Source organism: Dactylosporangium sp. NPDC049140, from assembly GCF_040648435.1.
Window position 1 is genome coordinate 44,958 of the sequence record NZ_JBEZDS010000034.1, and the last position, 23,622, is coordinate 68,579.

24 protein-coding genes and 1 pseudogene are annotated in these 23,622 nt (G+C 73.9%); 13 read left to right on the top strand and 12 right to left on the bottom strand.

The window, feature by feature from the left end:
• The first annotated feature begins 35 nt into the window (after positions 1-35).
• Both lgt and AB0B76_RS39090 read left to right on the top strand, forming a co-directional pair.
• Positions 36-1,076, top strand: a complete 1,041-nt coding sequence (gene lgt, locus AB0B76_RS39085) for a prolipoprotein diacylglyceryl transferase (RefSeq protein ID WP_360385163.1) — start codon at positions 36-38, stop codon at positions 1,074-1,076.
• Complete coding sequence (locus AB0B76_RS39090; protein ID WP_360385165.1) at positions 1,076-2,248, top strand: NAD(P)/FAD-dependent oxidoreductase; 1,173 nt, start codon at positions 1,076-1,078, stop codon at positions 2,246-2,248. The genes lgt and AB0B76_RS39090 overlap by 1 nt, the downstream gene beginning before the upstream one ends.
• On the opposite strand, the gene AB0B76_RS39095 is transcribed toward AB0B76_RS39090, so the two are convergent.
• Together AB0B76_RS39095 and bioB are read right to left on the bottom strand one after the other, a co-directional pair.
• Positions 2,238-2,417, bottom strand: a complete 180-nt coding sequence (locus tag AB0B76_RS39095; RefSeq protein ID WP_360385167.1) for a hypothetical protein — start codon at positions 2,415-2,417, stop codon at positions 2,238-2,240. The genes AB0B76_RS39090 and AB0B76_RS39095 overlap by 11 nt on opposite strands.
• The gene (bioB, locus tag AB0B76_RS39100; RefSeq protein WP_360385169.1) at positions 2,414-3,397 is read right to left on the bottom strand and encodes a biotin synthase BioB; all 984 of its coding nucleotides are present in this window, start codon (positions 3,395-3,397) and stop codon (positions 2,414-2,416) included. Before bioB ends, AB0B76_RS39095 begins: the two co-directional genes overlap by 4 nt.
• Positions 3,398-3,503: 106 nt before the next feature.
• On the opposite strand from bioB, the gene AB0B76_RS39105 reads away from it, so the two are divergent.
• Both AB0B76_RS39105 and bioD read left to right on the top strand, forming a co-directional pair.
• Positions 3,504-4,643: an 8-amino-7-oxononanoate synthase gene (locus AB0B76_RS39105; RefSeq protein WP_360385171.1), complete on the top strand. Its 1,140-nt coding sequence runs from the start codon at positions 3,504-3,506 to the stop codon at positions 4,641-4,643.
• Entirely contained in the window at positions 4,640-5,389 is a 750-nt protein-coding gene (gene bioD / locus AB0B76_RS39110) for a dethiobiotin synthase (RefSeq protein WP_360385173.1), read from the top strand. The genes AB0B76_RS39105 and bioD overlap by 4 nt, the downstream gene beginning before the upstream one ends.
• Positions 5,390-6,193: 804 nt before the next feature.
• Here the strand turns inward: bioD and AB0B76_RS39115 are convergent.
• On the bottom strand, positions 6,194-6,820 hold the full coding sequence (locus AB0B76_RS39115; RefSeq protein WP_360385175.1) for a histidine kinase dimerization/phospho-acceptor domain-containing protein: 627 nt from the start codon (positions 6,818-6,820) through the stop codon (positions 6,194-6,196).
• A gap of 166 nt (positions 6,821-6,986) precedes the next feature.
• Here AB0B76_RS39115 and AB0B76_RS39120 point away from each other — a divergent pair, with 166 nt between their 5' ends.
• Entirely contained in the window at positions 6,987-7,763 is a 777-nt protein-coding gene (locus AB0B76_RS39120; protein ID WP_360385177.1) for a metalloregulator ArsR/SmtB family transcription factor, read from the top strand.
• 84 nt (positions 7,764-7,847) lie between these two features.
• Here AB0B76_RS39120 and AB0B76_RS39125 read toward each other — a convergent pair whose 3' ends face one another.
• Positions 7,848-8,693: a L,D-transpeptidase gene (locus AB0B76_RS39125; protein WP_360385179.1), complete on the bottom strand. Its 846-nt coding sequence runs from the start codon at positions 8,691-8,693 to the stop codon at positions 7,848-7,850.
• 9 nt (positions 8,694-8,702) lie between these two features.
• Positions 8,703-10,118, bottom strand: coding sequence for a PLP-dependent aminotransferase family protein (locus tag AB0B76_RS39130; RefSeq protein WP_360385181.1), 1,416 nt, complete (start codon positions 10,116-10,118; stop codon positions 8,703-8,705).
• Positions 10,119-10,182: 64 nt separating this feature from the next.
• Between AB0B76_RS39130 and AB0B76_RS39135 the strand changes: the two are divergent.
• Positions 10,183-11,385, top strand: a pseudogene (locus AB0B76_RS39135) (amino acid permease); the annotation flags it as partial.
• Between the two features lie 20 nt (positions 11,386-11,405).
• On the opposite strand, the gene AB0B76_RS39140 reads toward AB0B76_RS39135, so the two are convergent.
• Genes AB0B76_RS39140 through AB0B76_RS39150 form a run of 3 tightly spaced genes read right to left on the bottom strand, consistent with a single transcriptional unit; the run spans position 11,406 to position 14,082 of the window.
• On the bottom strand, positions 11,406-11,849 hold the full coding sequence (locus tag AB0B76_RS39140) for a DUF5709 domain-containing protein (protein ID WP_360385183.1): 444 nt from the start codon (positions 11,847-11,849) through the stop codon (positions 11,406-11,408).
• 54 nt (positions 11,850-11,903) lie between these two features.
• Positions 11,904-13,262 carry a GH1 family beta-glucosidase gene (locus tag AB0B76_RS39145; RefSeq protein WP_360385185.1) on the bottom strand — a complete coding sequence of 453 codons (1,359 nt, stop codon included), beginning with the start codon at positions 13,260-13,262 and terminating at the stop codon, positions 11,904-11,906.
• Between the two features lie 31 nt (positions 13,263-13,293).
• Positions 13,294-14,082: an extracellular solute-binding protein gene (locus AB0B76_RS39150; protein ID WP_360385187.1), complete on the bottom strand. Its 789-nt coding sequence runs from the start codon at positions 14,080-14,082 to the stop codon at positions 13,294-13,296.
• A 119-nt stretch (positions 14,083-14,201) separates the two neighbouring features.
• On the opposite strand from AB0B76_RS39150, the gene AB0B76_RS39155 reads away from it, so the two are divergent.
• The 5 genes from AB0B76_RS39155 (at position 14,202) to AB0B76_RS39175 (ending at position 18,849) form a co-directional block, all read left to right on the top strand.
• Complete coding sequence (locus AB0B76_RS39155) at positions 14,202-15,392, top strand: ROK family transcriptional regulator (protein WP_360385189.1); 1,191 nt, start codon at positions 14,202-14,204, stop codon at positions 15,390-15,392.
• A gap of 61 nt (positions 15,393-15,453) precedes the next feature.
• Positions 15,454-16,311 carry an ABC transporter ATP-binding protein gene (locus AB0B76_RS39160; protein ID WP_360385191.1) on the top strand — a complete coding sequence of 286 codons (858 nt, stop codon included), beginning with the start codon at positions 15,454-15,456 and terminating at the stop codon, positions 16,309-16,311.
• Positions 16,308-17,108 (top strand): ABC transporter permease, encoded by an 801-nt coding sequence (locus AB0B76_RS39165; protein WP_360385193.1) that lies wholly within the window; start codon positions 16,308-16,310, stop codon positions 17,106-17,108. The genes AB0B76_RS39160 and AB0B76_RS39165 overlap by 4 nt, the downstream gene beginning before the upstream one ends.
• Positions 17,048-18,226 carry a sensor histidine kinase gene (locus AB0B76_RS39170; protein WP_360385195.1) on the top strand — a complete coding sequence of 393 codons (1,179 nt, stop codon included), beginning with the start codon at positions 17,048-17,050 and terminating at the stop codon, positions 18,224-18,226. Before AB0B76_RS39165 ends, AB0B76_RS39170 begins: the two co-directional genes overlap by 61 nt.
• Positions 18,223-18,849: a response regulator transcription factor gene (locus AB0B76_RS39175; protein ID WP_360385197.1), complete on the top strand. Its 627-nt coding sequence runs from the start codon at positions 18,223-18,225 to the stop codon at positions 18,847-18,849. The genes AB0B76_RS39170 and AB0B76_RS39175 overlap by 4 nt, the downstream gene beginning before the upstream one ends.
• Here AB0B76_RS39175 and AB0B76_RS39180 read toward each other — a convergent pair.
• Both AB0B76_RS39180 and AB0B76_RS39185 read right to left on the bottom strand, forming a co-directional pair.
• Positions 18,842-19,585, bottom strand: coding sequence for an SRPBCC domain-containing protein (locus AB0B76_RS39180; RefSeq protein ID WP_360385199.1), 744 nt, complete (start codon positions 19,583-19,585; stop codon positions 18,842-18,844). The two genes, AB0B76_RS39175 and AB0B76_RS39180, sit on opposite strands and share 8 nt — an antisense overlap.
• A gap of 1 nt (position 19,586) precedes the next feature.
• A complete protein-coding gene (locus AB0B76_RS39185) occupies positions 19,587-20,180 on the bottom strand; it encodes a helix-turn-helix domain-containing protein (RefSeq protein ID WP_360385201.1) in 594 nt (197 codons plus the stop codon).
• A gap of 76 nt (positions 20,181-20,256) precedes the next feature.
• Here AB0B76_RS39185 and AB0B76_RS39190 point away from each other — a divergent pair, with 76 nt between their 5' ends.
• Positions 20,257-21,396, top strand: a complete 1,140-nt coding sequence (locus tag AB0B76_RS39190; protein WP_360385203.1) for a low temperature requirement protein A — start codon at positions 20,257-20,259, stop codon at positions 21,394-21,396.
• 9 nt (positions 21,397-21,405) lie between these two features.
• Positions 21,406-22,059 carry a pentapeptide repeat-containing protein gene (locus AB0B76_RS39195; protein ID WP_360385205.1) on the top strand — a complete coding sequence of 218 codons (654 nt, stop codon included), beginning with the start codon at positions 21,406-21,408 and terminating at the stop codon, positions 22,057-22,059.
• Here AB0B76_RS39195 and AB0B76_RS39200 read toward each other — a convergent pair.
• Positions 22,039-22,485, bottom strand: coding sequence for a YdeI/OmpD-associated family protein (locus tag AB0B76_RS39200; protein ID WP_360385207.1), 447 nt, complete (start codon positions 22,483-22,485; stop codon positions 22,039-22,041). The genes AB0B76_RS39195 and AB0B76_RS39200 overlap by 21 nt on opposite strands.
• A gap of 4 nt (positions 22,486-22,489) precedes the next feature.
• Complete coding sequence (locus tag AB0B76_RS39205) at positions 22,490-23,599, bottom strand: geranylgeranyl reductase family protein (RefSeq protein ID WP_360385209.1); 1,110 nt, start codon at positions 23,597-23,599, stop codon at positions 22,490-22,492.
• Positions 23,600-23,622 lie beyond the last annotated feature (23 nt).

A 23,622-nucleotide genomic window follows, 5' to 3' on the forward strand; every position in this document is an offset into this window, starting at 1 on the left:
CGCTTCCGGCGGGATCGGCGGTAGCGTGTGCACCCGTGGATGCTGCCCTCTTCCCGCTGGCCGAGATCCCGAGCCCGACGCGTGGCGTCTGGGACCTCGGACCGCTCCCGCTGCGTGCCTACGCGCTCTGCATCGTGCTGGGCATCGTGGCCGCCTGCTACATCGCCGACCGCCGCCTGCGGGCGCGGGGCGCTCCACCCTGGGTGATCCTCGACGTGGCGATCTGGGCGGTGCCGTTCGGCATCGTCGGCGCCCGGCTGTATCACGTGATCACCTCGCCGGAGGCGTACTTCGGGGAGAACGGCTCGGTCCTCAAGGCGTTCAAGATCTGGGAGGGCGGCCTCGGCATCTGGGGCGGCATCGCGGCGGGCGCGCTCGGCGCCTACATCGCGTGCCGGCGGATGAAGCTGCCGTTCGCGATGACGGCCGACGCCCTCGCGGTCGCGCTGCCCGTCGCCCAGGCGATCGGGCGCTGGGGCAACTGGTTCAACAACGAGCTGTACGGCAAGGAGACCACCCTGCCGTGGGGGCTCAAGGTCTACAACTGGGACACCGAGCACGGCCGCGCCCTGGAGGCCGGCGGCCAGCCGATCGTGCTCGGCGTGTTCCACCCGACCTTCCTCTACGAGTCGCTGTGGTGCATCGGGGTCGCGGTCGCCGTCTGGCTGCTCGACCGCCGGTACCGCTTCGGCCGCGGCCGCGCCTTCGCGCTCTACGTCATGCTCTACACGGTCGGCCGTTTCTGGGTCGAGCTGCTGCGCATCGACGACGCCCAACACGTGCTCGGCATGCGCCTGAACAACTGGACGTCGATCATCGTCTTCGCCGCCGCGCTGGTGTACTTCCTGCGCGTACGCGGCCCGCAGGAGCACGTGACCTTCGACGACGACGGCAACATCACGCTCGTCAGCCCCGGCGCACCGGCCGCCGACGAGGAGCCGAAGGCCCTCGACGCCGCCGCGGAGCCTGCCGACGAGCCCGCCGACGAGCCCGCCGAGGAGCCCGCGCCGGAGGAGCCCGACGACCGGCCCGCCGAGGCCAGGGAAGACCAGGAAGCGAAGGAAACACAGGGCTGATGCGGTCCGCGGTCGTGGTCGGCGCCGGTATTGGCGGGCTCGCCGCCGCCGGCGCGCTGGCCCGCTCGGGCTGGAGGGTCACCCTGCTCGAGCGCGACGACCGGATCCGGGCCGGCCGCGCCGCGGTGGTGCTGTGGCCCAACGGGGTCCGCGCGCTGCGGGCGCTGGGCCTGGCCGGCGGGCTCGAGGGCATCTCCACGCCGGTGCCGCCCGCGGGCATCCACCGGCCCGACGGCTCGTGGCTGGTGCCGCCGGGCGCGGCCGAGCTCGAGTCGCCGCCGGTCGTCGTGCACCGCGAGGACCTGCACGACGCGTTCATCGCCGGCATCGGCGAGCAGGTCGACATCCGCGGCGGCATCGCGGTGCAGAGCGCCCGCGTGCGCCGCGACCGGCCCGCGGTCGGCGACGGCCGCGTCATGTTCGAGGGCGACCTGGTCGTCGCCGCGGACGGCCCCGACAGCGCGATCCGGCGCCGGCTCGCCGCCGCGAGCACCTTCGCCAGCGCCGGGTTCGCGGCGTGGCGGGCCGTCATTCCGTGGTACCGCGCGCCCGAGCTGCCCGCCGGCGTGCCCGGCCATGGGGACGTGCTCGGGGGCGGGCAGCGGTTCGCGTACGCGTCGCTGGGGGAGCGCGGCTCGGCCGGCGGCTCCAGCCGCGGCGGCATCTCCTGGGTCGCGACCGTGCCCGGCGCGCTGCGCCCCGAGCCGCCCGCCGGCCAGCTGGCCCTGCTGCGGCGCTGGTTCGCCGGCTGGCACGGGCCGGTCGCCCAGCTGCTGGAGGCCACCGAGGCCGACGACCTGGTGCAGGAGCCGGTCGGCGAGATCAGCCCGCTGCCGGACACGCTGGGCATCGCCGCCGGGGCGGGCGGCTACGCGCTCATCGGCGACGCGGCCCACGCCATGCCGCACCACCTGGCCCAGGGCGCCTCGCTCGCGCTCGAGGACGTGGCCACCCTGCAGACGGTGCTGGCGGGCGGGGCGGTGCCGGCGGCGCTGCACGAGTACAACCGGCTGCGTCGTCCCCGGATTCTCCGGGTGCTCCAGCAGTCGAAGAAGGCGGCGGCGGTACTGCAGAGCCGCGGCCGGATCGCGGCCTCCATCGCCCGGGTGAACCCCCGCTCGCTGGAGCGCGCCGCGGCCGCGGCGACCGAGTGGGGCGGCCCTACGGGGTGAGCACGCCGTGCTCGACGCAGGCGGCGGACCAGCCGCCCGGCAGCACCTGGACCTTCATCCGGCGGCGGCAGTGGGTGCAGTACCGCGGCGGCTCGAGCTCCCGCGCGGCCGCGCAGGCGGCGTGTTCGCCGGTCCCGCGCGGCTCCCCGCACCGGTCGCAGTACGTCACAGCGTCGCCGACAGGGCCTTGACCGGCATGCTCAGCTCGTCGAGCAGCGCCAGGTCCTGCTCCGGGGAGCGGCCCAGCGTGGTCAGGTAGTTGCCGACGATCACCGCGTTCACGCCGCCCAGCAGCCCGTCGCGGGTGCCGAGGTCGCCCAGCGTGATCTCGCGGCCGCCGGCGTAGCGCAGCAGCGTGCGCGGCAGCGCCAGGCGGAACGCGGCGACGGCCCGCAGCGCGTCCTTCGGGTCGAGCACCGGCTGCTCGGCCAGCGGCGTGCCCGGGCGCGGGTTGAGGAAGTTCAGCGGTACCTCGTGCGGGTCGAGCTCCTGCAGCTGGATCGCGAACTCGGCGCGCTGCTCGACGCTCTCGCCGAGGCCGAGGATGCCCCCGCAGCACACCTCCATGCCGGCGGCGCGGACCATGCGCAGGGTGTCCCACCGCTCGTCCCAGGTGTGGGTGCTGACGACGTTGGGGAAGTGGGACTTCGCGGTTTCCAGATTGTGGTTGTACCGGTGGATGCCCAGCTCGGCCAGCCGGTCCACCTGCGCCTGGCTGAGCATGCCGAGCGAGGCGGCGATGTTGATGTCCACGGCCGCCCGGATCGCCGCGACCCCGTCGGCGAGCTGCGCCATGAGCCGCTCGTCGGGCCCGCGCACCGCGGCCACGATGCAGAACTCGGTCGCCCCGGTCGCCGCGGTCTGCCGCGCCGCCTCGACCAGCGACGGGATGTCGAGCCAGACCGCCCGCACCGGCGAGGCGAACAGGCCCGACTGCGAGCAGAAGTGGCAGTCCTCGGGGCAGCCGCCGGTCTTGAGCGACACGATGCCCTCGACCTCGACCTCCGGGCCGCACCAGCGCATGCGCACGTCGTGGGCGATCGCGAGGTACTCCGGCAACTCCTCGTCGGTACAGGTCAGCACCGCGAGCACTCCGTCGCGGTCGAGGCCCTCGCCGGTGTCCAGCACGGCCTTGGCAGCATCAAGCATGCTCGTACCTTACAAATCGTTCGGGCCCCGTGTCCGCACCCGATGACTTTGTGCACACTGTCTAATCGGTATTGTCGGGGTCCTACAACGTCGGTGGAGGGTTTCGTTGGAGTGGTTGTCTGGCCTCGAGGATGCGGCGGCGGCTCGTGAGGCCGCGGGCCTGCGCCGGGAGCTGCGCCCGCGCGGCGCCGCCGAGGCCGATCCGGTGATCGACCTCGCGGGCAACGACTACCTCGGCCTGTCCCGCCACCCCGCGGTCCTCGCGGCCGCGGTCGAGGCGCTGCACGACTTCGGCCTCGGCGCGACCGGCTCCCGCCTGGTGCGCGGCTCCACCGAGGCCCACCAGGCCCTGGAGGACGGCCTCGCGGAGCTGCTCGGCGCCGAGAGTGCGCTGGTGTACTCCTCCGGCTACCTCGCCAACCTCGGCGCCATCCGCGCCCTGGCCCGCCCGGGCGCCCTGATCGTCTCCGACGCCCACAACCACGCCTCCATCGTCGACGGCTGCCGCCTCGCCCGGGCCGGCCGCGACGGCGTCGAGACCGTCGTCGCCCCGCACGCCGACCCGGCCGCGGTCCGGGCGATCCTCGCCGCCCACCCGGGCCGCCCGGCGCTGGTCGTGACCGAGAGCGTCTTCTCCGTCGACGGCGACCTGGCCCCGCTGCCGGAGCTGTACGACGTCGCCCGCGCCCACGGCGCCCTCCTGCTCGTCGACGACGCCCACGCCCTCGGCGTGCTCGGCCCGCGCGGCGCCGGCGGGGTGGCCGCGGCCGGGCTGGCCGGCGCCCCCGGCCTGGCGGTGACCGCGACCCTGTCGAAGTCCCTGGGCGCGGCCGGCGGCGTGATCGCGGGCCCGGCCCAGCTGCGCCGCCAGCTCGTCGACACCGGCCGCACGTTCATCTTCGACACCGCCCTCCCGCCGGCCGTGGCCGCGGGCGCGCTGGCCGCGCTGGCCCTGCTCGCCGACGGCGACGACCTGCGCGCCGAGCTGCGCGCCCGGGCGTCGTGCGCGGCCGAGCGCCTCGAGGTCCCGGTTCCGGCCGGCGGTGTCGTCTCGGTCGTCGCCCCCGGCCCCGAGCAGGCCCTGGCCTGGTCGCTGGCCTGCCGCGAACAGGGCGTGGCGGTGGGCTGCTTCCGCCCACCGTCCACACCGGACGGACGCTCCCGCCTGCGCCTGACGGTCAATGTCGGCATCGCGCCCGAGGCCTTCGACGAGGCGCTCGACATCATCCTGAAGGAACGCCCTTGAACGCCCCCCTTGACGCCCTGTTCAGCGAGGAGATCCCGGGCCCGCTCACCGGCCCGCTCGTGATCACCGGTACCGACACCGGCGTGGGCAAGACCATCACGACCGCCGCCATCGCCGCCGCGGCCACCGCCGCGGGCCTGCGCGTCGCCGTGGTGAAGCCGGCCCAGACCGGTACCGCGGACGGCGACGAGTGGGACGCCCGCACCGTGGCCCGCCTCGCCGAGCCGCTGACGACCCGCACCCTGTCGGACTTCCCGGAGCCGCTGGCCCCGCTCGCCGCCGCGCGCGTGGCGGGCGAGGACCCGTTGACGGCGGTGATGGCCCAGCTGGCGATCCGCTCCATCGCCGAGGAGCACGACCTGACCCTGATCGAGGGCGCGGGCGGCCTGCTGGTACCGCTGGGCGAGGGCGGCTGGACGATCCTGGACCTGGCCGCGGCCCTGAACGCGACGGCGGTGGTGGTGGCGCGGGCGGGCCTCGGGACGTTGAACCACACCGCGCTGACGCTGGAGGCCCTGTCGCGCCGCGACGTCCCGGCCATCGTGATTTTCGGCGCCTGGCCGGCCGAGCCGGAGCTGGTACACCGCACGAACCTCCACGACCTCGAGGCGGACCTGGCGGGCGCGATCCCGGACGGGGCGGGCGCGATGACGCCGGAGGTCTTCCGGCGCGAGGCCTTGCACTGGCTGGACGCACGCTTGCACGGGCGCTTCGATCCGGTGGCGTTTCGCTCGCATTGCCGCTGACTATCGGGTGGTGTCACGACATGTCGGGCGCTTCGCGCCGCGACATGTCGGATTTTTCGCCTGACGGGGTATGTGTCGGCTTACCTGGACTTTGGGGCTGTCCAACGACGCTCGGCCGATGGTGGCGGGAGCTTGCGCTCCCGCAACGTGTAAGCGTGGTCCCGGTTCGTTGTTGCGTGCGGTTATTCCTCTAGGCCGCGTTTCACCGGCGGGTTCGTGCGGGTCGTCATTCGGTGGTCCCGGATTTGTGCGCTATATGAAGTGGGGCGGCGGGTTTCTGGAGTGGTTGGGATAATTGTTTTGTGGTGGGGCGGATATCGTTGTTCAGTCGGGCGCAAGTGGCTGCTATGCGGGATCGGACTCGGGCGCGGAATTGGTCGCCTTCTCGGGATGCGTTTCGGCGGGAGCATGCGGAGCGTCGCTACTGGGGGCTGCGGCGGCGGTATGCGGAGAAGCTTCGGCGGGAATATGGCAGCGTCGAGGCGGGGTATGCGAGCTTCGCGCGGCGGGCGGCGGAGGCGAAGGTGGCCTGCGAGCGGCGGGCGGCCGCTGCCCTTGCTTCAGGCGGGCCAGTTCCGCTGTCTGACCGGGCCGAATGCACCGGACCGCTTTCCGGCCGGGCCCAATGTCCCATACCGCCGGACCCGCCGATTGACCAAGCCGGACTCGCTGTCGCTCCGCCGAATAAGCAAACCGCGGAACATTTCGGCGCTGACCACGACCGCATCGAACCGTCGAGCCGCGGAACAAGTCCGTCGGCCGATGGATTGTGTGAAACCGTGCCGCTGCCCGAAAAGAATGGTCTCAGCGCGGCGAAGGGGCGAGGACCGAGGACGGCAGAGAAAGGCGGAACGAGGAATCGTCCAGGCGCAGGTCGCCGCCGCACGGGTTCGCCACCGCTCGGGCCACCTGCAGGTCCGGGGCCGGCTTCGGCGGCTCGTCGCTCGGGCGCCGCTGGGGGGCCGCGGTCAGCTCGCCCGCCGGCACGACGCGCGCGTCGAGCGACACGGCCGGGTCGCGGCTCAGGGCGATCTCCACGTGCGCGCGGGGCGGGGCCGCGATGGTCAGCCACAGTACGAGCTGGCCCACCAGGTGGCGGCAGATCATCTCGTCGACGGCGACGCGCGCGGTGTCCGGCCCGTCCGCGTGTACGCTCACCGCTCCCGCGACGGCCACCCGCCGCGCCAGGTCCACCGCGTCGCGTGCCACGGCTACGAGGTCCGTCGCGCCCTCGCGTGCGGGCGGCGCGGCGGTGGTCGAGGCCAGGGGGAGTGCGACGCTGTCGACGTACCGCTCCAGGCGCATCGTGTTGCGGTCGATCGCGTCCAGGCAGGCCGCGCCCTCGCCCGGGCCGTCCGGCGGCAGGTCGTCGCGCGGCAGGCGGGCGTACGCCTTGATCGAGGTCAGCGGCGTGTGCAGCTCGTGGCGCATGCGGGCCGCCGGGTCATCACCGGTCGCGAACAAAGCAAGCCCCCGCTCACGCCGTCAAACCGGGCGCGCCGCCGCGAAGGTTCGCTCATTCACTCGTTCGCGTTGACAGGCAACCAAATGGCTGCCTAACATGGGCAACCGAAAGGCTGCCTATTCGGGGGGTGTCGTGGGCGACGTGTTCCGGGCGCTCGCCGACGAGAGCCGGCGCGCGCTGCTCGACCGGCTCAACCAGGCGAGCGGGCAGACGCTGCGCGAGCTCTGCGCCGGGCTGGACATGACGCGGCAGTCGGTAAGCAAGCACCTGGCGGTACTCGAGGAGGCCGGCCTGGTCACCACGGTGCGCCGAGGCCGGGAGAAGCTGCACTACCTCAACGCCGCCCCGATCAGCGACATCGCCGAGCGGTGGATCAGCCGCTACGACCGGCGGCGGGTCGACGCGCTCGCCGATCTCAAGAAGGCCTTGGAGGCAACCCCGATGAGCAGGCCCGCGTTCGTGTACACCACCTACATCCGGACCACGCCCGAGCAGTTGTGGCAGGGGCTGACGGATCCGGCGTTCACCCGGCAGTACTGGGGGCTGGCGTTCGAGACCGACTGGCGTCCCGGCTCCGCGATGACCTGGCGGCTGGACCGCGGCGACACGGAGATCGCCGACCCCGAGCAGGTGGTGCTCGAGGCCGAGCCGTTCACGCGCCTGTCGTACTCCTGGCACACCTTCACCGCCGAGTGGGCGAAGGCCTACGACATCGACGACGAGTACCGGGCGGCGGCCGCGGCCGAGCCCCGTTCGAAGGTGACGTTCGAGATCGAGCCGAAGGGCGACCAGGTCAAGCTCACCGTCACGCACGAGGGCGGCGACACGGTCCTGGAGGGCGTGTCCCAGGGCTGGCCGGAGCTTGTCGCGAGCCTCAAGTCGCTGCTGGAGACCGGAAAGCCGCTGTAAACCTGTCATATACGATAAATCCGATATGTCGCGGCGCGAAGCGCCCGACATATCGAAGGAAGCGCCCGACATATCGAAGAAGGACTAGGGCAGCACGACCACCGAAGTGCCCGAGCCGATGTTCGTCAGCAGCACCTTCTGCGCCGCCGGCGGCATGCGCACGCAGCCGTTGGACTTGCGGACGCCGAACTCGTCGCGGTACCAGGCGTGGATGCCCGTGTGCGCATCGGCCAGCCCGCTCGCCACGGCCTTCTTGTCGTCGGGCACGGCGCCCAGCGCGAGCACGTCCAGCCCTGCGTACACCTTGCTCGGCAGCGACGAGCGCCCCAGCACGAAGGTGCGCCCGAGCGGCGTCTCGGTCGCGGGCGCGCCGACGGTGACGGTCCACGTCTGCTGCGGCTGGCCGTCGCGCACCCAGGTGAGCGTGTAGGCGCCGCGGTGCACGATGATCTGGTCGCGCAGCGGCGTGGTGGCCCAGTTGCCCGGCGGCAGCCAGCCGATGCTGCGGTTCATCGACGGCAGCAGTACCGCGACCCAGCCGTTCTGCTTCGCGGCCACCGGCATGATGAGGTCCACGCCGCTGATCTGCGGGGTCAGGTACGCCCGGGCCGTGCCGCCGACCGCGTCGTACACCGGCAGCTTCTCCCGCACCTGCAGCGCCTCGGTGAGCGGCGTGGTCGAGGCCTGGTCGGGGTCGGCCGGGAACCCGGTCGCGGCCTGGGTGTAGGTGATCGTGGTCAGGCCCGCGGCGGGCGGGGCCGCGCTCGGCGGGGCCGTCACCGGGGCCGGTGAGGAGGGGCCGGCCACGAGCGTCGCCGGGTCCGGGGCGGCCGGCGTGGAGCCCGGACCGGCCTGGTTGTGCTTGGAAGAGCACCCCGCGAGGAGGGTGATCGCGAGCGCGGCAAGGGCGACGGCGCGACGGGCGAACATGAGCCAAACCTAGCGGGTCGCGGCCGCCGCCGCGTCGGTCAGGCGGGTCAGGGCCTCGGGCAGGTCGGCCGAGGCGATGGCCCCGAAGCCGATGGCGAGGCCCGGATCGGGTGTGCACCGTGGCTCGGCGTAGAAGTTCGACAGCGGCTCGACCGCCACGTCCCGCGCGCGCAGGTCCCGCACCAGCGCGTCGACGTCCAGGGGCCCGTGGCAGCGCAGCGCCAGGTGCAGTCCGGCGCTCGACGGTACCGTCGCGAACCACGGCGCGAGCGGCCCGGCGGCGGCCCGCAGGACGAGCTCGTGGCGCGCCGCGTACACCCGGCTGACCGTCCGCAGGTGCCGCCGCAGCCGCCCCTCGTCGATGAACGCGGCCAGGGCCGCCTGGGCCGCGTGCTCGCCGTGCCAGTCGGTGAGCTTGCGGGCCGTGCGCAGGGCCGGCCGCAGCGCCTCGGGCGCGACCAGGAACCCGAGCCGCAGCGAGGGCAGCAGTGTCTTGGAGAACGAGCCGACGTAGATGACCCGGCCCGCCCGGTCGAGGCTCTGCAACGGCTCCAGCGGCCGGTCGGAGTAGCGGAACTCGCTGTCGTAGTCGTCCTCGACGATCGCCGCGCGGTGCTCCTGGGCCCAGGCCAGCAGCGCGCTGCGGCGGGCGAGGGACATCGCGGTGCCCAGTGGGTGCTGGTGCGACGGGGTGACGTACACCAGCCGCGCCGACGCGGGAATGGCGCCCACGACGATCCCGTCGGCGTCGACCGGCACCCCGGCCACCCGCGCGCCGTGGCTCTGGAACAGCTGCCGGACCGGCCGGTACCCGGGCTCCTCGACGGCGACGACCGCGCCCGGCTCGAGGAGCACCCGCGCGACGAGGTCGATCGCCTGCTGCGCGCCCGCGGTCACGAGCACGTCCCCGGGCGCGGCCCGCACCGACCGGGACAGCCCGATATGCCGGGAAATGGCGGCACGCAACGGCATGAAACCGGACGGGGCGTCGTAGTCCGCCGACGCCCGCACCGACCGCGCGAGCAGCCGCCGCCAGGTGCCCAGCGGGAACAGCGACGCGTCGGGGTGCCCGATGCGCAGGTCGAACCGGGCCCCCGGAACAGAGGCCACGTCCCCCAGGACTCCCGAGAACCGCCGCGAGGGGCGCAGCGGCCCCACGGGGGCGCGGCGGGACGGGGCGGGCTCCCCGCGGTACGCCACGAAGGTCCCCGCCCCCGCGCGCCCGGCCAGGAACCCGTCGCCGACGAGCCGGTCGTAGGCGGCGGCGACCGTGTTGCGGGCCACCGACAGGTCGCGGGCCAGCTCCCGGCTCGGCGGCACCCGCTCGCCGGGGCGCAGCCGGCCGTCCAGGATCGCGTCGCGCAGCTGGCGGTAGATCCGGTCGGTGCGGTCGCCGCGGCCCTCGAGGCTGATGTGCACGTCCACGGTTGGCCCAATCGATCTTGCGCTGGATTGGCCCTTCAGCGGGGCCAACGCCGACCCTAACGTCATGGGCATGCTCACCGTCAAGCAGGGCGCCGCGCTGTCCGTCGGCGCGGTGCTCGGCACGGGCGTGATCGCGCTGCCCGGGCTCGCGGCACAGGTCGCCGGCCCGGCCGCGCTCGTCGCCTGGGTCGCGCTCATCGCCCTGTCGGCGCCGCTCGCGCTCACCTTCGCCGCGCTCGGGGCACGGTTCCCGGACACCGGCGGGGTGGCCTCGTACGTCGGGCGCGCCTTCGGCCCCCGCGCCGCGGCCGTGGTCGGCTGGACCTTCTACTCCGCCGTGCCGGTCGGGTCGCTGCCCGCGGCCACGTTCGGCGGGGCCTACGTCACCGCCGTGCTCGGCGGCGGCGCCCGCACGACGCTGCTCACCGCCGCCGCCCTGGTGGCGCTGGTGACCGCGACGAACCTCGGGGGTGTGCGGACGAGCGGGCGGGTCCAGCTCGGCCTGGCCGCGGCGCTGGTGGCGCTGCTGCTGGCCGCGATCGTCACCGCGCTGCCGCACGCGGACCTGGCCAACCTGCGGCCGTTCGCCCCGCACGGCTGGTCCGCGGTCGGGCCGGCGATCGCGGTGCTCGTCTGGGGCTTCGCCGGCTGGGAGGCGCTGACCTCGCTGGCCGCCGACTACCGCAACCCGCGCCGCGACGTGCCCCGCGCCACCTGGATCGCGGTCGCCGTCGTCGGCCTGTTGTACCTCGCGGTCGCCGCCACCAGCCAGCTGGTGCTGCCGGAGCCGTCGGAGGCCCCGCTGGGCGATCTGCTCGCGCTCGGCTTCGGTCACGGCGCGCGGGCGCTGACCGCCGTCGTCGCGCTGCTGCTGACCGCGGGGGCGATGAACGCGTACTTCGCCGGCGCCGCGCGCCTCGGGGCCGCGCTCGGCCGCGACGGGGCGCTGCCGGCCTGGTTCGCCCGCGGCGCCGACGCCGGTCAGGTGCCCCGCCGCAGCCTCGCCGTGGTCGCCGCCCTCGCCGCCGTGACGCTCGCGGTGGCCGCCGCGACCGGGGTCGGCGCCCGGCCCCTCATGCTGCTCACGACGGGATCGTTCGTCGTGGTGTACCTGCTGGGCACGGCCGCCGCCGTGAAGCTGCTCCCGCGCGGGTCGGCCGCGCGGCGCACGGCCGCCGTCGCGCTGGTCTCGGTCGTCGGGCTGCTCGCCCTGACCGGCCGCTACGTGCTGTGGACCGCGCTGGTCGCGGCGGCGGCACTGGCTTACCAGGCCGCCGCCGCGCGCCGTCACAGGTCGCGGTCGTCCACGATGTGCATGGCGGCCTCCTCGGCCGAGGCCGCGCCGCCGTCGATGCCCACGTCCGAGCCGACCTCGTCCTTCTCCTCGTCCTCACCCAGGCCCTCGTCGGGCGCGACGAGCCGGCCGGCGCGGCGGTCGCCGACCTCGCCGGAGTCGAAGAACTCGCCCGACTCGGTGGTGCGGCCGTAGTCGTCGAGGTCCAGCCGGCTGATCGGGTCGGGCTCCTCCTGGCGCAGCCGCTGGTCCAGCGACTCGCCCTGCTCGGCCTCGGCCTGGGTGACCCCGAACGCGGTCACCCCACGCGGCTTCTCCGGCGGCGAGTAGCCCTCGTCGAGGGAGTCGGCCAGCCCGCGGTCGGACAGCGTGTCCTCCGCGGACAGCTGGCCCTCGTCGTCCGGGTCCGGGTCCCAGCTGTCGGTCTGCTGCGTCATGTCGGTATCCCCTCGAAGGTGCGAGATTCGGGCACCTAATGCCCGGTTCCGAGCCTAGATCACCGCTTCGCGCGAACGTTTGTGCGCGGTGATGAGATCGGCGTACCGGTGCCCGCTCGCCTTGATCGTGCGCTGCTGGGTGCCGTAGTCGACGCGGACCAGCCCGAATCGCTTGTCGTAGCCGTAGCCCCACTCGAAGTTGTCCAGCAGCGACCATGCGAAGTACCCGTCGACCGGCGCCCCGCGCAGCACCGCGCCGCGCACCGCGTCCAGGTGCTGCTCCAGGTAGTCGGTGCGCTCCTTGTCCTGGATCTCGCCGCTGGGCTCCACGGTGTCGTACCAGGCCGAGCCGTTCTCGGTGACCAGGATGCTCGCCGGGCGGTAGGTGCCGGCGACGGAGACGAGCAGCTCCTCCAGGCCCTTGGCATACACCTCCCACGGCATCGCCGTCTCGACCGACCCGGGCACGGGGATCTGCCGGGCGAACGGCGCGCCGCCGGTCGGGTCGTCCACGACGATCTGGCGGAAGTAGTAGTTGACGCCCAGGAACTCCGTCGGCGACGCGATGGCCGCCAGGTCCCCGTCGCGGACCGGCGGCTCGACGCCGTAGCACTCGAGCATGTCGGCCGGGTAGCCGCGGCCGAAGACCGGGTCGAGCCACCAGCGGTTGGTGTGCCCGTCGGCGCGCGCGGCCGCGGCGACGTCCTCGGGCCGGTCGCTGCCGGGCTCGATCGGGCTCAGGTTGAGCACGATGCCGACGTTCGGCGCGCGCCGCGCGTTGGCCCGGATCGCCTGGTTGGCCAGGCCGTGGCCGAGCAGCACGTGGTGCGAGGTCTGCACGGCGCGGGTCAGGTCGCGCTCGCCCGGGGCCATGCGGCCCTCGAGGTGGCCGATCCAGGCCACGCACAGCGGCTCGTTGACGGTGTTCCAGTCGGCCACGCGGTCGCCGAGGCGCCCGGCCACGACGGCGGCGTAGTCGGCGAACGCCTCGGCCGTGGCCCGGTGCGGCCAGCCGCCGGCGTCCTGCAGGGCCTGGGGCAGGTCCCAGTGGTACAGCGTGACGAACGGCCGGACGCCCTCGGCGAGCAGCGCGTCGACGAGCCGGTCGTAGAAGTCGAGGCCGGCCGCGTTCACGGCGCCGACGCCGTCGGGCATCACCCGCGGCCAGGCGACCGAGAAGCGGTACGCGTCGAGGTTGAGCCGGCGCATGAGCGCGACGTCCTCGGGCCAGCGGTGGTAGTGGTCGCAGGCCACGTCGCCGGTGTCGCCGTTGTCCACGGCGCCCGGCGAGTGCGAGAAGGTGTCCCAGATGGACGGTTTCCGGCCGTCCTCGGCGACGGCGCCCTCGATCTGGTATGCGGCGGTGGCGGCGCCCCAGATGAAGCCGGGGGGTAGTGCGGACAGATCCAGCACTTGGCGGTTCTCCTCTGATCGGAGGGGAGGGTCACATCTTGCCTTCGGCCGCGCTGAGCTTGGCCTTGACGGACTCGTTGGTGACCGGCTTTCCGGTCGCCGCGTCGGCGAACAGCTCCGCCATCGCCGTGCCGACGAGCGTCTCGAACCGGCTCTCCTCGGGCACCTGCGGCAGCGGGGCCGCGGTCGAGTTGAGCACCTGGTACAGCACCTCCTGCTCGGGCGTGCGGAACGCCGCGTCGGAGTACGCCGAGCGCACCGACGGCAGCGAGCCGTACACCTTGTTCAGGATGACCTGTTCCTTGTCGCTGGTCATGAACTCGGCGAACTCGAGTGCCCCGGCCGGGTTGCGGGTGTGCTTGTACACGGCCAGGTTGCCGTAGGCCGCGTCCGCCAGGTTGACGATGTGCTCGTCCGCCATCAGCCCGACGTAGCGCCTGATCGCGGCCACGTTGGCGTCGGTCAGGGTGCGGCCGTCGAACGGCACGAACGCCCCGGTCGCCTGCAGCGAGGCCGACCAGGTGTTGCCGATGTTCACCACGTCCGGCCCGCCGTCGTCCTTCGTGGCCGCCATGAGCCGGTCGAGCAGGTCGGACCAGGGCACCACCTCGAGCCGCACGTGCACGCCGGTCTGCTGCGCGAACTCGTCGAGCTGCGGCTGCAGGGCGGCCCGGTCGAAGTCGAGGCTCGGGCCCTGGTCGCTGGCCCAGTAGACAAGCGTCTTCGGGGCGGCCGCGAGCTTGTCGCACGCGGCGACCGACCCGGATGTGCACAGCAGTGCGGCGATGGTGCAAATGGCACGTCGGATCGGTGTCGACATCGGTGCGCTTTTCTATCGAGACTTAATTAATGTCGCCATTAAAGTGGCGCTCAGATCGTGCGTCAAGGCCCGCGCCTTTAGAGTTGCGGGCACAGGCGACGCGGCTTACGGGGGTTGGCGTGCAGGTCGAGCGGGCGAGCAATCGAGAGGTACGACTGCGAAACCGCTCCGCGCTGCTCACCCGGCTGTTTCTGGAGGGCCCGCTCACGCGCCAGGACCTTTCCCGCCGCACCGGGCTGAGCCAGCCCGCGGTGAGCAATGTCGTGAGCGATCTCATCGAGGACCGGCTCGTCGAGGAGGCCGGCGCCCTGGAGTCCGAGGGCGGCCGGCCCAGCATCCTGCTGCGGGTGGCGCCGGACTACGCCGTCGTGGCGGGCGTCGACGTCGGCGAGACCCGGGTCCGCGTCGAGCTCTTCGACCTGGGGCTGAACCGCCTCGCCGAGGCCGACCACCCGATCGAGCCGGGCGGGACCCCGCCCGAGGCGGTGGCCGGGCACATCCTCGCCGGGCTGCGCGCGGTCGCGGGCGACCGGCCGGTCCTCGGCGCCGGGGTCGGCGTCTCCGGCATCGTGCAGCAGCGGCCGGAGGGCGCCCTGGTGCATGCGCAGACGCTGGGCTGGGAGGCGGTACCGCTGGAGTCGCTCCTGCGGGCCGGCACCGGCGTGCCGCTGCACCTGGAGAACGGCGCGAAGACCCTCGGCCAGGCCGAGATGTGGTTCGGCGCCGGGCGCGGGCACCGCCACGCCGTCTTCGCGCTCCTGGGCTCGGGGGTCGGCGCGGCCGTGGCCACCAACGGCTCCACCTATCGCGGCGCGTCCAGCAGCGCGGGGGAGTGGGGGCACACGACGCTGGTGTACGGCGGCCGCCCGTGCCGCTGCGGCTCGCGCGGCTGCCTGGAGGCCTACGTCGGCGCCGCCGCGATCCTCGAGCGCTACTGCGAGCGGGCCGGCCGCCCGGCCCCCGGCGCCGACGAGGAGTCCCGGCTCACCGCCCTGGTGACGCGGGCCGCGGGCGACCCGCACGCCCGCGCGGTGCTCGACGAGACCGCCGACTACCTCGGCGCCGGCGTCGCCAACCTCATCAACCTGTTCAACCCGGAGCTGGTCGTCCTCGGCGGCTGGGCCGCGCTCGCCCTGGCCGGGCTGCTGCCGCGGGTCCGCGCCTCGGCCGGCCGGCACGCGCTGCGCCAGCCGTTCGCCCAGGCCGGCATCGAGCCCGGCCGCCTCGGCCTGGACGCGGTGGCCCTCGGCGCGGCGACCCTGCCGATCGCCCGGCTGCTCACCGAGGGCGGCGGCGCGGCGGCGGGCTGAGCGCGGCGCTGTCCGTCGACCGGTTGACCCGCGGGCGGCGGATCCTCGCGAGCATCGATGCATGCGACCGATCGAAGTGCAAGGGCTGCGCAAGACCTACGGGGCGACGACCGCCGTCGACGGCGTCGATCTGGCCGTCGAAGCGGGCGAGGTGTTCGCCCTGCTGGGCCCGAACGGGGCCGGCAAGACCACGACCGTGGAGATCCTGGAGGGCCACCGGCGGCGCGACGGCGGGGACGTCCGGGTGCTGGGCGAGGACCCGGAGGCCGCGGGGCGGCGCTGGCGGGCGCGCATCGGGGTGGTGCTGCAGACCGCGGCCGACGCCGCCGAGCTCACCGTGCGCGAGTCCGTTCGGCACTACGGCGGGTACTACCCAAGCCGCCGCGACCCCGACGAGGTGATCGCCGCCGTCGGGCTCGAGGGCAAGGCCGGCGCCCGGGTGCGCACCCTGTCGGGCGGGCAGCGGCGCCGGCTCGACGTGGCGCTGGGCATCGTCGGCCGGCCCGAGCTGGTCTTCCTCGACGAGCCGACGACCGGCTTCGACCCGGAGGCGCGCCGGCAGTTCTGGGACCTGATCCGCGCCCTCGCCGCCGACGGCACCACGATCCTGCTCACCACCCACTACCTCGACGAGGCCGAGGCGCTCGCCGGCCGCCTCGCCGTGCTCGCGGCCGGGCGCATCGTCGCGGCCGGCTCCCCGGCGACCGTCGGCGGCCGCGACCGGGCGGCGGCGGTCGTCTCCTGGCGCGACGCGGACGGCTTCCACGAGGTGCGCACCGGCGAGCCCGACGCGCTCGTGGCCGGCCTCAGCGGCTTCACCGACCTGCGCGTCGCCCGGCCGACCCTCGAAGACGTCTATCTCTCTCTGCTCGGCGGGGCCGGGACGGATTCGCCGAACACGATCGGAGCCACCCGATGACCATGCCTTCGACCCTGCGCGTCGGTACCGCCCGCGGCCTGGTGGAGATCCTGCAGCTGGTCCGCACCCGGGAGGCGCTGATCTTCACGTTCGCGTTCCCGGCGCTGCTGTCGATCCTGCTCGGCAGCATCTTCGACAAGCCCGTGACGCCGGGCGGGACGACCACCCACTCGCAGGTGTTCGCGGCCGGGATGATCGCCTACGGCATCCTGTCAACCGCGTTCATCAGCGTCGGCGTCGGCATCTCGGTCGACCGCGCCGACGGCACCCTGCTGCGGCTGCGCGGCACGCCCGCCACCGCCGGCGCCTACTTCCTCGGCAAGATCCTGCTCGTGCTCTTCGCCGCCCTGCTCGAGGTGGCGCTGCTGCTCGCGGTCGCGGTGCTGCTCTTCGACCTGCCGCTGCCCGCCGACCCGGGCCGGTGGCTGACGTTCGCGTGGCTGCTGCTGCTGTCGGTGATCGCCTGTACCCTCCTGGGCATCGCGGCGAGCTCGCTGGCCCGTTCGGCCCGCAGCGCCCCCGCGGTGCTCAACCTGCCGGTCCTCGTCCTGCAGTTCACGTCCGGCATCTTCGTCCACATCGCGGCCCTGCCGAGCGCGATGGTCAACATCTCGGCGCTGTTCCCCGTCAAGTGGATGGGCCAGGGATTCCGCTCCGTCTTCCTGCCCGACGCCCTCGCCGCTCAGGAGGTGGCCGGAGCATGGGAGCACGGACGTACGGCCCTCGTGCTGGGGGCATGGTGTGTGATCGGCTTGGCGCTGAGCCTGGCGACCTTCCGCTGGAGCGACAGGCGCTGAGCCGGGGCCGCTGGGAGCTCTTCTACGCGGTGATCGTGGCGTGCGTCTGCGCCTTCATGCTGCTCGACCGGGGGCCGGGCCTGCGGGCCGCCGTTGCCGCGACGGTACTGCTGGTGCTCGCCCTGGTCTGGTACCTCGCGCTCGGCCGCGGCGCGGTCCGCCGGCCCTGGCTGTTCGTGACGGTGCTCGGCCTCCTGCACCTCGGCGCCGTCTGGGTCGACCACACGGGCTCCTTCGCCCTGTTCGCCTGGGCTCCGATGATCTTCCAGGTGCTGCCGCTGCGCCCGGCGCTGGCCGTGGTCGCCGTGTTCGACCTGCTGCCGGTGCCGATGGCCCTGCTGCGCGACGGCACCATCGCCCGGGTCCACGGGCTGCTCCCGCTGACCGCGCTGGGCCTGGCCTTCGCCGCCGTCATCGGCACCTACATGGCCCGCCTGACCGGCACGATCGCCGAGCTGACGGCCAGCCGGGCCGAGGTCGCCCGCCTCTCCCACGAGGCCGGGGTGGCGACCGAGCGGGCCCGGCTGGCGGCGGAGATCCACGACACCCTGGCCCAGGGCTTCACCAGCATCATCACGCTCACCCAGGCGGCCGAGTCGGAGCTGGACGCCGACCGGCCCGCCGCGGCCCGCCGCCTCGGCCTGGTGGTCCGCACCGCCCGCGACAACCTCGCGGAGGCGCGGGCCCTGGTCGCCGCCCTGGCCCCGGCCGACCTGCACGCCACCGGGCTGGGCGCGGCCCTGCGCCGCCAGCTGGACCGCTTCGCCGCCGAGACCGGCGTGCGCACGGCCCTGCACCTGGGCCCCGGCGCCGAGGCCGTGCCGACGGCGCTGCAGGTGGTACTGCTGCGGGCGGCCCAGGAGGCGCTGTCCAACGCCCGCCGGCACGCGGCCCCGTCCACCGTGGAGCTGTCGCTGCGGGTCGTGGCCGGCGCGGCGGTGCTGACCGTGACCGACGACGGCGCCGGCTTCGGCCCCGGCGCCCCGGCCGCCGGGTTCGGCCTGGCCGGGATGCGGGCGCGGGCCGAGCAGATCGGCGGCGCCTGCACCGTGAGCAGCAGCCCGGGCGCCGGTACCACCGTGACGTTGTCCCTGCCCCTGCCGGACGGATCGGAATGATCACGATCCTGCTCGCCGACGACCACCCGGTGGTCCGCGACGGCCTGCGCGGCATGCTGCGGTCCGAGCCGGACCTGGAGGTGGTCGGCGAGGCCGGCTCCGGCGCCGAGGCGGTCGTCGCCGCGGCCGCGTGCCGGCCCGACGTGGTCCTCATGGACCTGCGGATGCCCGGCCTGGACGGCGTCGGGGCCACGGCCCGGATCCTGGCCGCGCGGCCGGAGACCCGGGTCGTGGTGCTGACGACGTACGAGACGGACGCCGACATCCTGCGCGCCGTCGAGGCCGGGGCCCGCGGCTACCTGCTCAAGGACGCGACCCGGGCCGAGCTCGCGGCCGCGGTGCGGGCCGCGGCCCGGGGCGAGACGGTCCTGGCCCCCGCGGTGGCCGACCGGCTGGCCCGGGAGACCCGACGCCGGGCCGCCCCGCCGATCCTGTCGGCCCGCGAGGTGGAGGTCCTGGCGCTGGTGGCCCGCGGCCGGACCAACGCCGAGATCGGCCGGGAGCTGCACATCTCGGAGGCGACGGTGAAGACGCACCTGCTGCGCGCCTTCACCAAGCTGGGGGTGGCCGACCGTACCGCCGCCGTGACCACCGCCATGTCGCTGGGCCTGCTGCCTAGTTGAAGACCTCGGCCAGCCACGCGGTCCACTCCTGCTCGGCCGTCTCGCGGTCGATGCCGGCGAAGACGTGGTGGCCGGTGAGGATGAAGCCGTGGCGGCCGACGAAGCGCAGCAGCGCGTCGTCCGTGCGCACGCCCAGGAAGCTCGGCTCCAACGCGGTGTCGACGACGCCGCTGATCTCCCGGCCGCCGAAGGTCAGCCGCACGGCGTCGCCCTCCTTGGCGTCCTTGGACAGCCCGCACGCCTCGGTGACCGCGGCCCAGACGATGTCCTGGTCGGCCTGCTGGGGTCCGAACGCGGCGACGGGCACGGCGGTGCGGCCGGCGAAGTGCTCCAGGTACTGCTGCAGGGTCCGCAGGTAGAGCGGGTTGCCCTTCCGGAGCGCGTCGTACTCGTCCTCCCAGTTGCCGGCGAGGACGCCGCTGTGCACCAGCCGCAGCGAGGTCGAGCCGCCGTCGCGGCCCTCGATGAGGTACTCGAAGGCCATGAACGAGCCGTCCTCGGCCTCGGGGCTGCGGTAGCCGAAGCGGTGCCCGGGCTCGTAGGCGGTGACGGTGCCGGTGGCGTCGAAGCCGGGCATCGCCATGCGGGTCTCGCCGCCGACGTGGGGCTCGATCTCGTTGCGGCCCATGAACCAGGAGTCGATGCCGGGGCCGGTGGCGATGGCCGCCCACACCTGCTCGGGGGTCGCGGCGAGGTCGATGTCGTGGGTGAGCTCGAAGGCGTGGGTCTCGGACATGTCAGGACTCCTCGGTCGGTGTGATGCTCGGATGGATGGCGACGATGACCCGGTGGTCGCGGCCCCCGGGGGCGTCCTCGTCGTGGTAGCGGCCCACGAGCGCGGCCACGGCCGCGGTGAGCTCCTGGGCGAAGGCGGCCCGGTCGGCGGCCGAGGCGAAGCGCACGGTCCCGTCGAGGGCGAACGTGGCCACCGGCTTACCGGCCTTGGCCGCGCCGGTGATGAGCTGCCCGGTCTCCTTGACCAGCCGCGCGGCGAGCGCGAGCAGCCAGCGGGCGGAGAGCCGGTCGGGGGAGCGGGCCGGGTCGGGCTGGACGGCCGCCAGCGCGACCGGCGAGATGACGAACGACGCCGCGGTGGCCCGCAGCACCCGCTCGGTCATGTTGCCCTTGCGCCGCTGCTCGACCAGCTCCACCAGGCCGTGGGTCTCGAGGGCCTTGAGGTGGTAGTTGACCTTCTGCCGGGGCAGCCCGACGAGCGCGGCCAGGCTGGTGGCCGAGTGCGGCTCCGCCAGCAGGGCCAGCAGCCTGGCCCGCACGGGGTCGAGCGCGACCTCCGCCGCCTGGGGCTCCTCGATGACTTGCACGTCGAACATGGCTCAACTGTAGGAACCGACAACTTCTCTTGTCAAGACAAAAAAAGTTGTCGGTGTACTGATCTACTGTGTGCCGGTGACTGAGGCGCGCGGCCCCCGGGTCTCCACGATCGAGCTCTTCTTCGACCTGGTCTTCGTGTTCACCGTGACCCAGCTGGCGTCGGTGCTCGTGCACCACGTCGACTGGGCCCACACCGGACAGGTCGCGCTGATGCTCGGGCTGATCTGGTGGATGTACGCCGGCTACAACTGGCTCACCAACGCCGTCGCGCCCAGCAGCACCACGCGGCGCACGCTCCTGCTCGCCGGGATGGTCGGCTTCCTGGTCATCTCGCTCGCCGTCCCGGAGGCGTTCGACGGCGAGGGATGGGCGTTCGGCGTCGGGTACCTCATCGTCACCGTCGTGCACAGCGTGCTGTTCCTGCACGCCGACGACAACATCTCGATCCGCCGCGCGATCGCGAACCTGGCCCCGATCAACGGCCTCGCCGCCGTGCTCGTCCTCGTCGGCGGCTTCCTGCACGACGGCTGGCGCATCGGCCTGTGGAGCACGGCCCTCGCCGTCATCATCGCCGCGCCGTACCTGCAGCGCATGGGCGCCTGGACCATCAACGCCGGCCACTTCGCCGAGCGTCACGGCCTCGTCGTGATCGTCGCGATCGGCGAGTCGGTGGTCGGGATCGGCCTCGCCTTCCGCGACGTGCACCTCGGCGCGGCCACCCTCGCCGTCGCCGTGCTGGGCCTCGCCATCGCCTACTACCTGTACTGGACCTACTTCTCCGGCGACGAGGCCCGCGCCGAGCACGCCCTGCACGCGGTCACCGACCCGGCCCGCAAGGCCCGGCTCGCCGTCTTCGCCTACGGCTACGCCCACGTCGCCCTGCTCGCCGGCATCGTGGGCACCGCCGTCGGCGTCGAGCTGTCCGTCGGCCATGCGACCGAGCCGCTGCACTGGGCGAGCGCCGTGTGCCTCAGCGCCGGCGTGGCCGTGTTCCTGCTCGGCCACGCCTGGTTCCTGTCGCTCATGGGGATTCCCGGCATCTCGTACCGCATCGCCGGCGCCGTGGGGGTCCTCGCCGTGATCCCGCTGGGCCACTGGCGGGCCGTCGCCCAGCTCGCCGCGATCCTGGTCGTGATGATGGCCTCGGCGATCACCCGCGACCTGCGCACCGTCCGGGCGACGCGCACCACCCAGATCCACGACTTCGGCCGATAGGCTGGCCGCATGCCGGTCGCGCTGTCCCTCGAGGAGCTCCCGTACGCCGCCTACCTGCAGCGCCACGCGGACGGCGAGCCCCTCGAACCCGACGGCAACTACACCGAGGTGCACTTCGACGGCGCCGTGTTCGACGGCGGCGAGGCGACCAGCGCCAAGTTCATCGAGTCGGCGTTCACCGGCACGGCCCTGACCGGCGTCGGGCTCGAGCGGGCCCGGTTCAGCGACGTGTGGCTCAGCCGCAACCGGTGGGTCGGGGTGCGTGCCGTCGACGGCGAGTGGCTCGACGTGGCCGTACTCGACAGCGCGCTCGCGGGGGTGCAGGCGTACAGCTCCCGGCTGCGCCGGGTCACGTTCCGCGGCTGCAAGATCGACACCCTGAACCTGCGCGGGGCGACGCTCGCCGACGTCGTGTTCGAGGACTGCGAGCTCAACGAGCTCGACTGCGCCGGGGCGAGCCTGACAAACGTCACGTTCCCCGGCTCGGCGCTGCGCAACGCGCGCTTCTCCCAGGTGAACTGCAAGAAGGTCGACTTCCGCGGGGCCCGCGAGCTCGACGTCGCCGACGGGGCCGACTCGCTGCGCGGCGCCACGATCGACGAGCGTCAGCTCATGGAGATCGCGCCCGCCCTCGCCGGGGCGCTAGGCATTCTGGTCAAGTAGCGCCGCCACGGCCTTGGCCACGCGGCGCTGCCGGGTCTCCTCGGTCTTCGCGCCCTCGACGGAGAGCACGTGCTGGCGCTGGTTGCTGTACGACAGCGCGTCGAACCGCGACCGGGCCGGCGGTTCGGCGTCGAGGGCCGCGGCCAGGTCGGCCGGCACCTCGACGGTCCGCGGCGCGGTATCGAGCTCGACGTCGACGTCGACCTCCTCGCCGGCGGCGATCCCCGCGCCGGCCCGCACCTCGGCGGCGACGGGCAGCATCGGCACCCCGCCGTAGACGGCGATCGTCGACCGGTACGTGTACCCGTTGATCGTCACCGCCACCTTCGGCTTCCGGCCCTGGCCGAGCGCCTCGACGACCTCGGCGGGCACGGTCAGGCCGGTCGCGGTCTTCCCGTTCAGCTGCAGCGTCGTGCGGAACCTCATGGCCTCACCCAAGCAGGCGCAGGGCCTGCCGTACAGGGAAACGTTCGACCGTGCCCTCGAAGGACGTCTGGCCGAGGCAGAACCGCTCGAACATGCGCCAGCCCGGCGGCGTGCGCAGCAGGTTGTGGAACAGCCGCGGATGGCGCGCGAACGCGGCCAGCAGCCGGGTGCCGGCCCGCATCGCCGGCGCGAGGGTCGCCTCGATGTCGCGCTCGTACCGCGGCAGGTCCCCCTCCGCCGCGGCCGCCCCGGCGAGCGCGCCCGAGCGGGTGGCGAAGCTGATGCCCTCCCGGGTCCACGGTTCGAGCAGCCCCGCGGCGTCGCCGGCGACGAGCACGTTGCCCTTGCGCAGCGGCGATCGTTCGGTACGGCACCGCGTCAGGTGCCCCGAGTCGTGCACGGGCTCGATCCCGCTCAGCCCCAGCCGGTCCACGAACGAGCGCAGGTAGGCCTTGGTCCGCTCGCCGTCCCCGCGCGCCGAGATCACCCCGACGGTGAGCTGGTCGCCCTTCGGGAACACCCACGCGTACGAGCCCGGCAGCGGACCCCAGTCGATGAGCAGCCGCCCGCGCCACTGCTCCTGGCGCGCGCGGTCGACCGGGAGCTCCACCTCGAGGCCGAGATCGACCTGGCCGTACTCGACCCCGACGTGCCGCGCCGTGATGCCCGACGAGCCGTCGGCCCCGATCGCGACGGCGGCCGTGACGGCGGTGTCGCCCGCGAGCCGGATGCGCACCCCGCCCTCGTCCTGCTCGACGGCGCGGGCGGGCGTCGCCTGGAGTACCGTCGCGCCCGCCTTCTCCGCCGCCTGCCGCAGCGCGTCGTCGAACGCGGACCGGCGCACCATCGTGAGCAGCGGTCCGCCGGTCTTCGTGAAGGCGGCCTTGCCGTCGTGGGTGAAGTCGGCGCGCTCGACCCGGTCGTCGGCCGGGATCGTGATGCGATCGGCGACCGCGGCCACCGAATGGCCGATCAGCCCGCCACCGCACGTCTTGTACCGCGGGTGCGTCGCCTTCTCCAGGACGACCGTGCGCGCGCCCCGGCGGGCCGCCTCGTACGCGGCCGACAGCCCCGCCGGCCCCCCGCCGATGATCGCCACGTCCCAGTCAGTCACGGGAAGCACCTTAACGGCCTGCG

Bases quoted from the DNA above. Each gene is read 5' to 3' on its own strand.
- AB0B76_RS39180 (WP_360385199.1), bottom strand. From the start codon at position 19,585: ATGTCCGAGACCCACGCCTTCGAGCTCACCCACGACATCGACCTCGCC.
- AB0B76_RS39200 (WP_360385207.1), bottom strand. From the start codon at position 22,485: ATGAGGTTCCGCACGACGCTGCAGCTGAACGGGAAGACCGCGACCGGC.
- AB0B76_RS39175 (WP_360385197.1), top strand. From the start codon at position 18,223: ATGATCACGATCCTGCTCGCCGACGACCACCCGGTGGTCCGCGACGGC.
- AB0B76_RS39150 (WP_360385187.1), bottom strand. From the start codon at position 14,082: ATGTCGACACCGATCCGACGTGCCATTTGCACCATCGCCGCACTGCTG.
- AB0B76_RS39195 (WP_360385205.1), top strand. From the start codon at position 21,406: ATGCCGGTCGCGCTGTCCCTCGAGGAGCTCCCGTACGCCGCCTACCTG.
- AB0B76_RS39140 (WP_360385183.1), bottom strand. From the start codon at position 11,849: ATGACGCAGCAGACCGACAGCTGGGACCCGGACCCGGACGACGAGGGC.
- bioB (WP_360385169.1), bottom strand. From the start codon at position 3,397: ATGCTTGATGCTGCCAAGGCCGTGCTGGACACCGGCGAGGGCCTCGAC.
- AB0B76_RS39185 (WP_360385201.1), bottom strand. From the start codon at position 20,180: ATGTTCGACGTGCAAGTCATCGAGGAGCCCCAGGCGGCGGAGGTCGCG.
- AB0B76_RS39125 (WP_360385179.1), bottom strand. From the start codon at position 8,693: ATGTTCGCCCGTCGCGCCGTCGCCCTTGCCGCGCTCGCGATCACCCTC.
- AB0B76_RS39170 (WP_360385195.1), top strand. From the start codon at position 17,048: ATGGTGTGTGATCGGCTTGGCGCTGAGCCTGGCGACCTTCCGCTGGAG.
- AB0B76_RS39165 (WP_360385193.1), top strand. From the start codon at position 16,308: ATGACCATGCCTTCGACCCTGCGCGTCGGTACCGCCCGCGGCCTGGTG.
- AB0B76_RS39090 (WP_360385165.1), top strand. From the start codon at position 1,076: ATGCGGTCCGCGGTCGTGGTCGGCGCCGGTATTGGCGGGCTCGCCGCC.
- AB0B76_RS39115 (WP_360385175.1), bottom strand. From the start codon at position 6,820: ATGCGCCACGAGCTGCACACGCCGCTGACCTCGATCAAGGCGTACGCC.
- AB0B76_RS39160 (WP_360385191.1), top strand. From the start codon at position 15,454: ATGCGACCGATCGAAGTGCAAGGGCTGCGCAAGACCTACGGGGCGACG.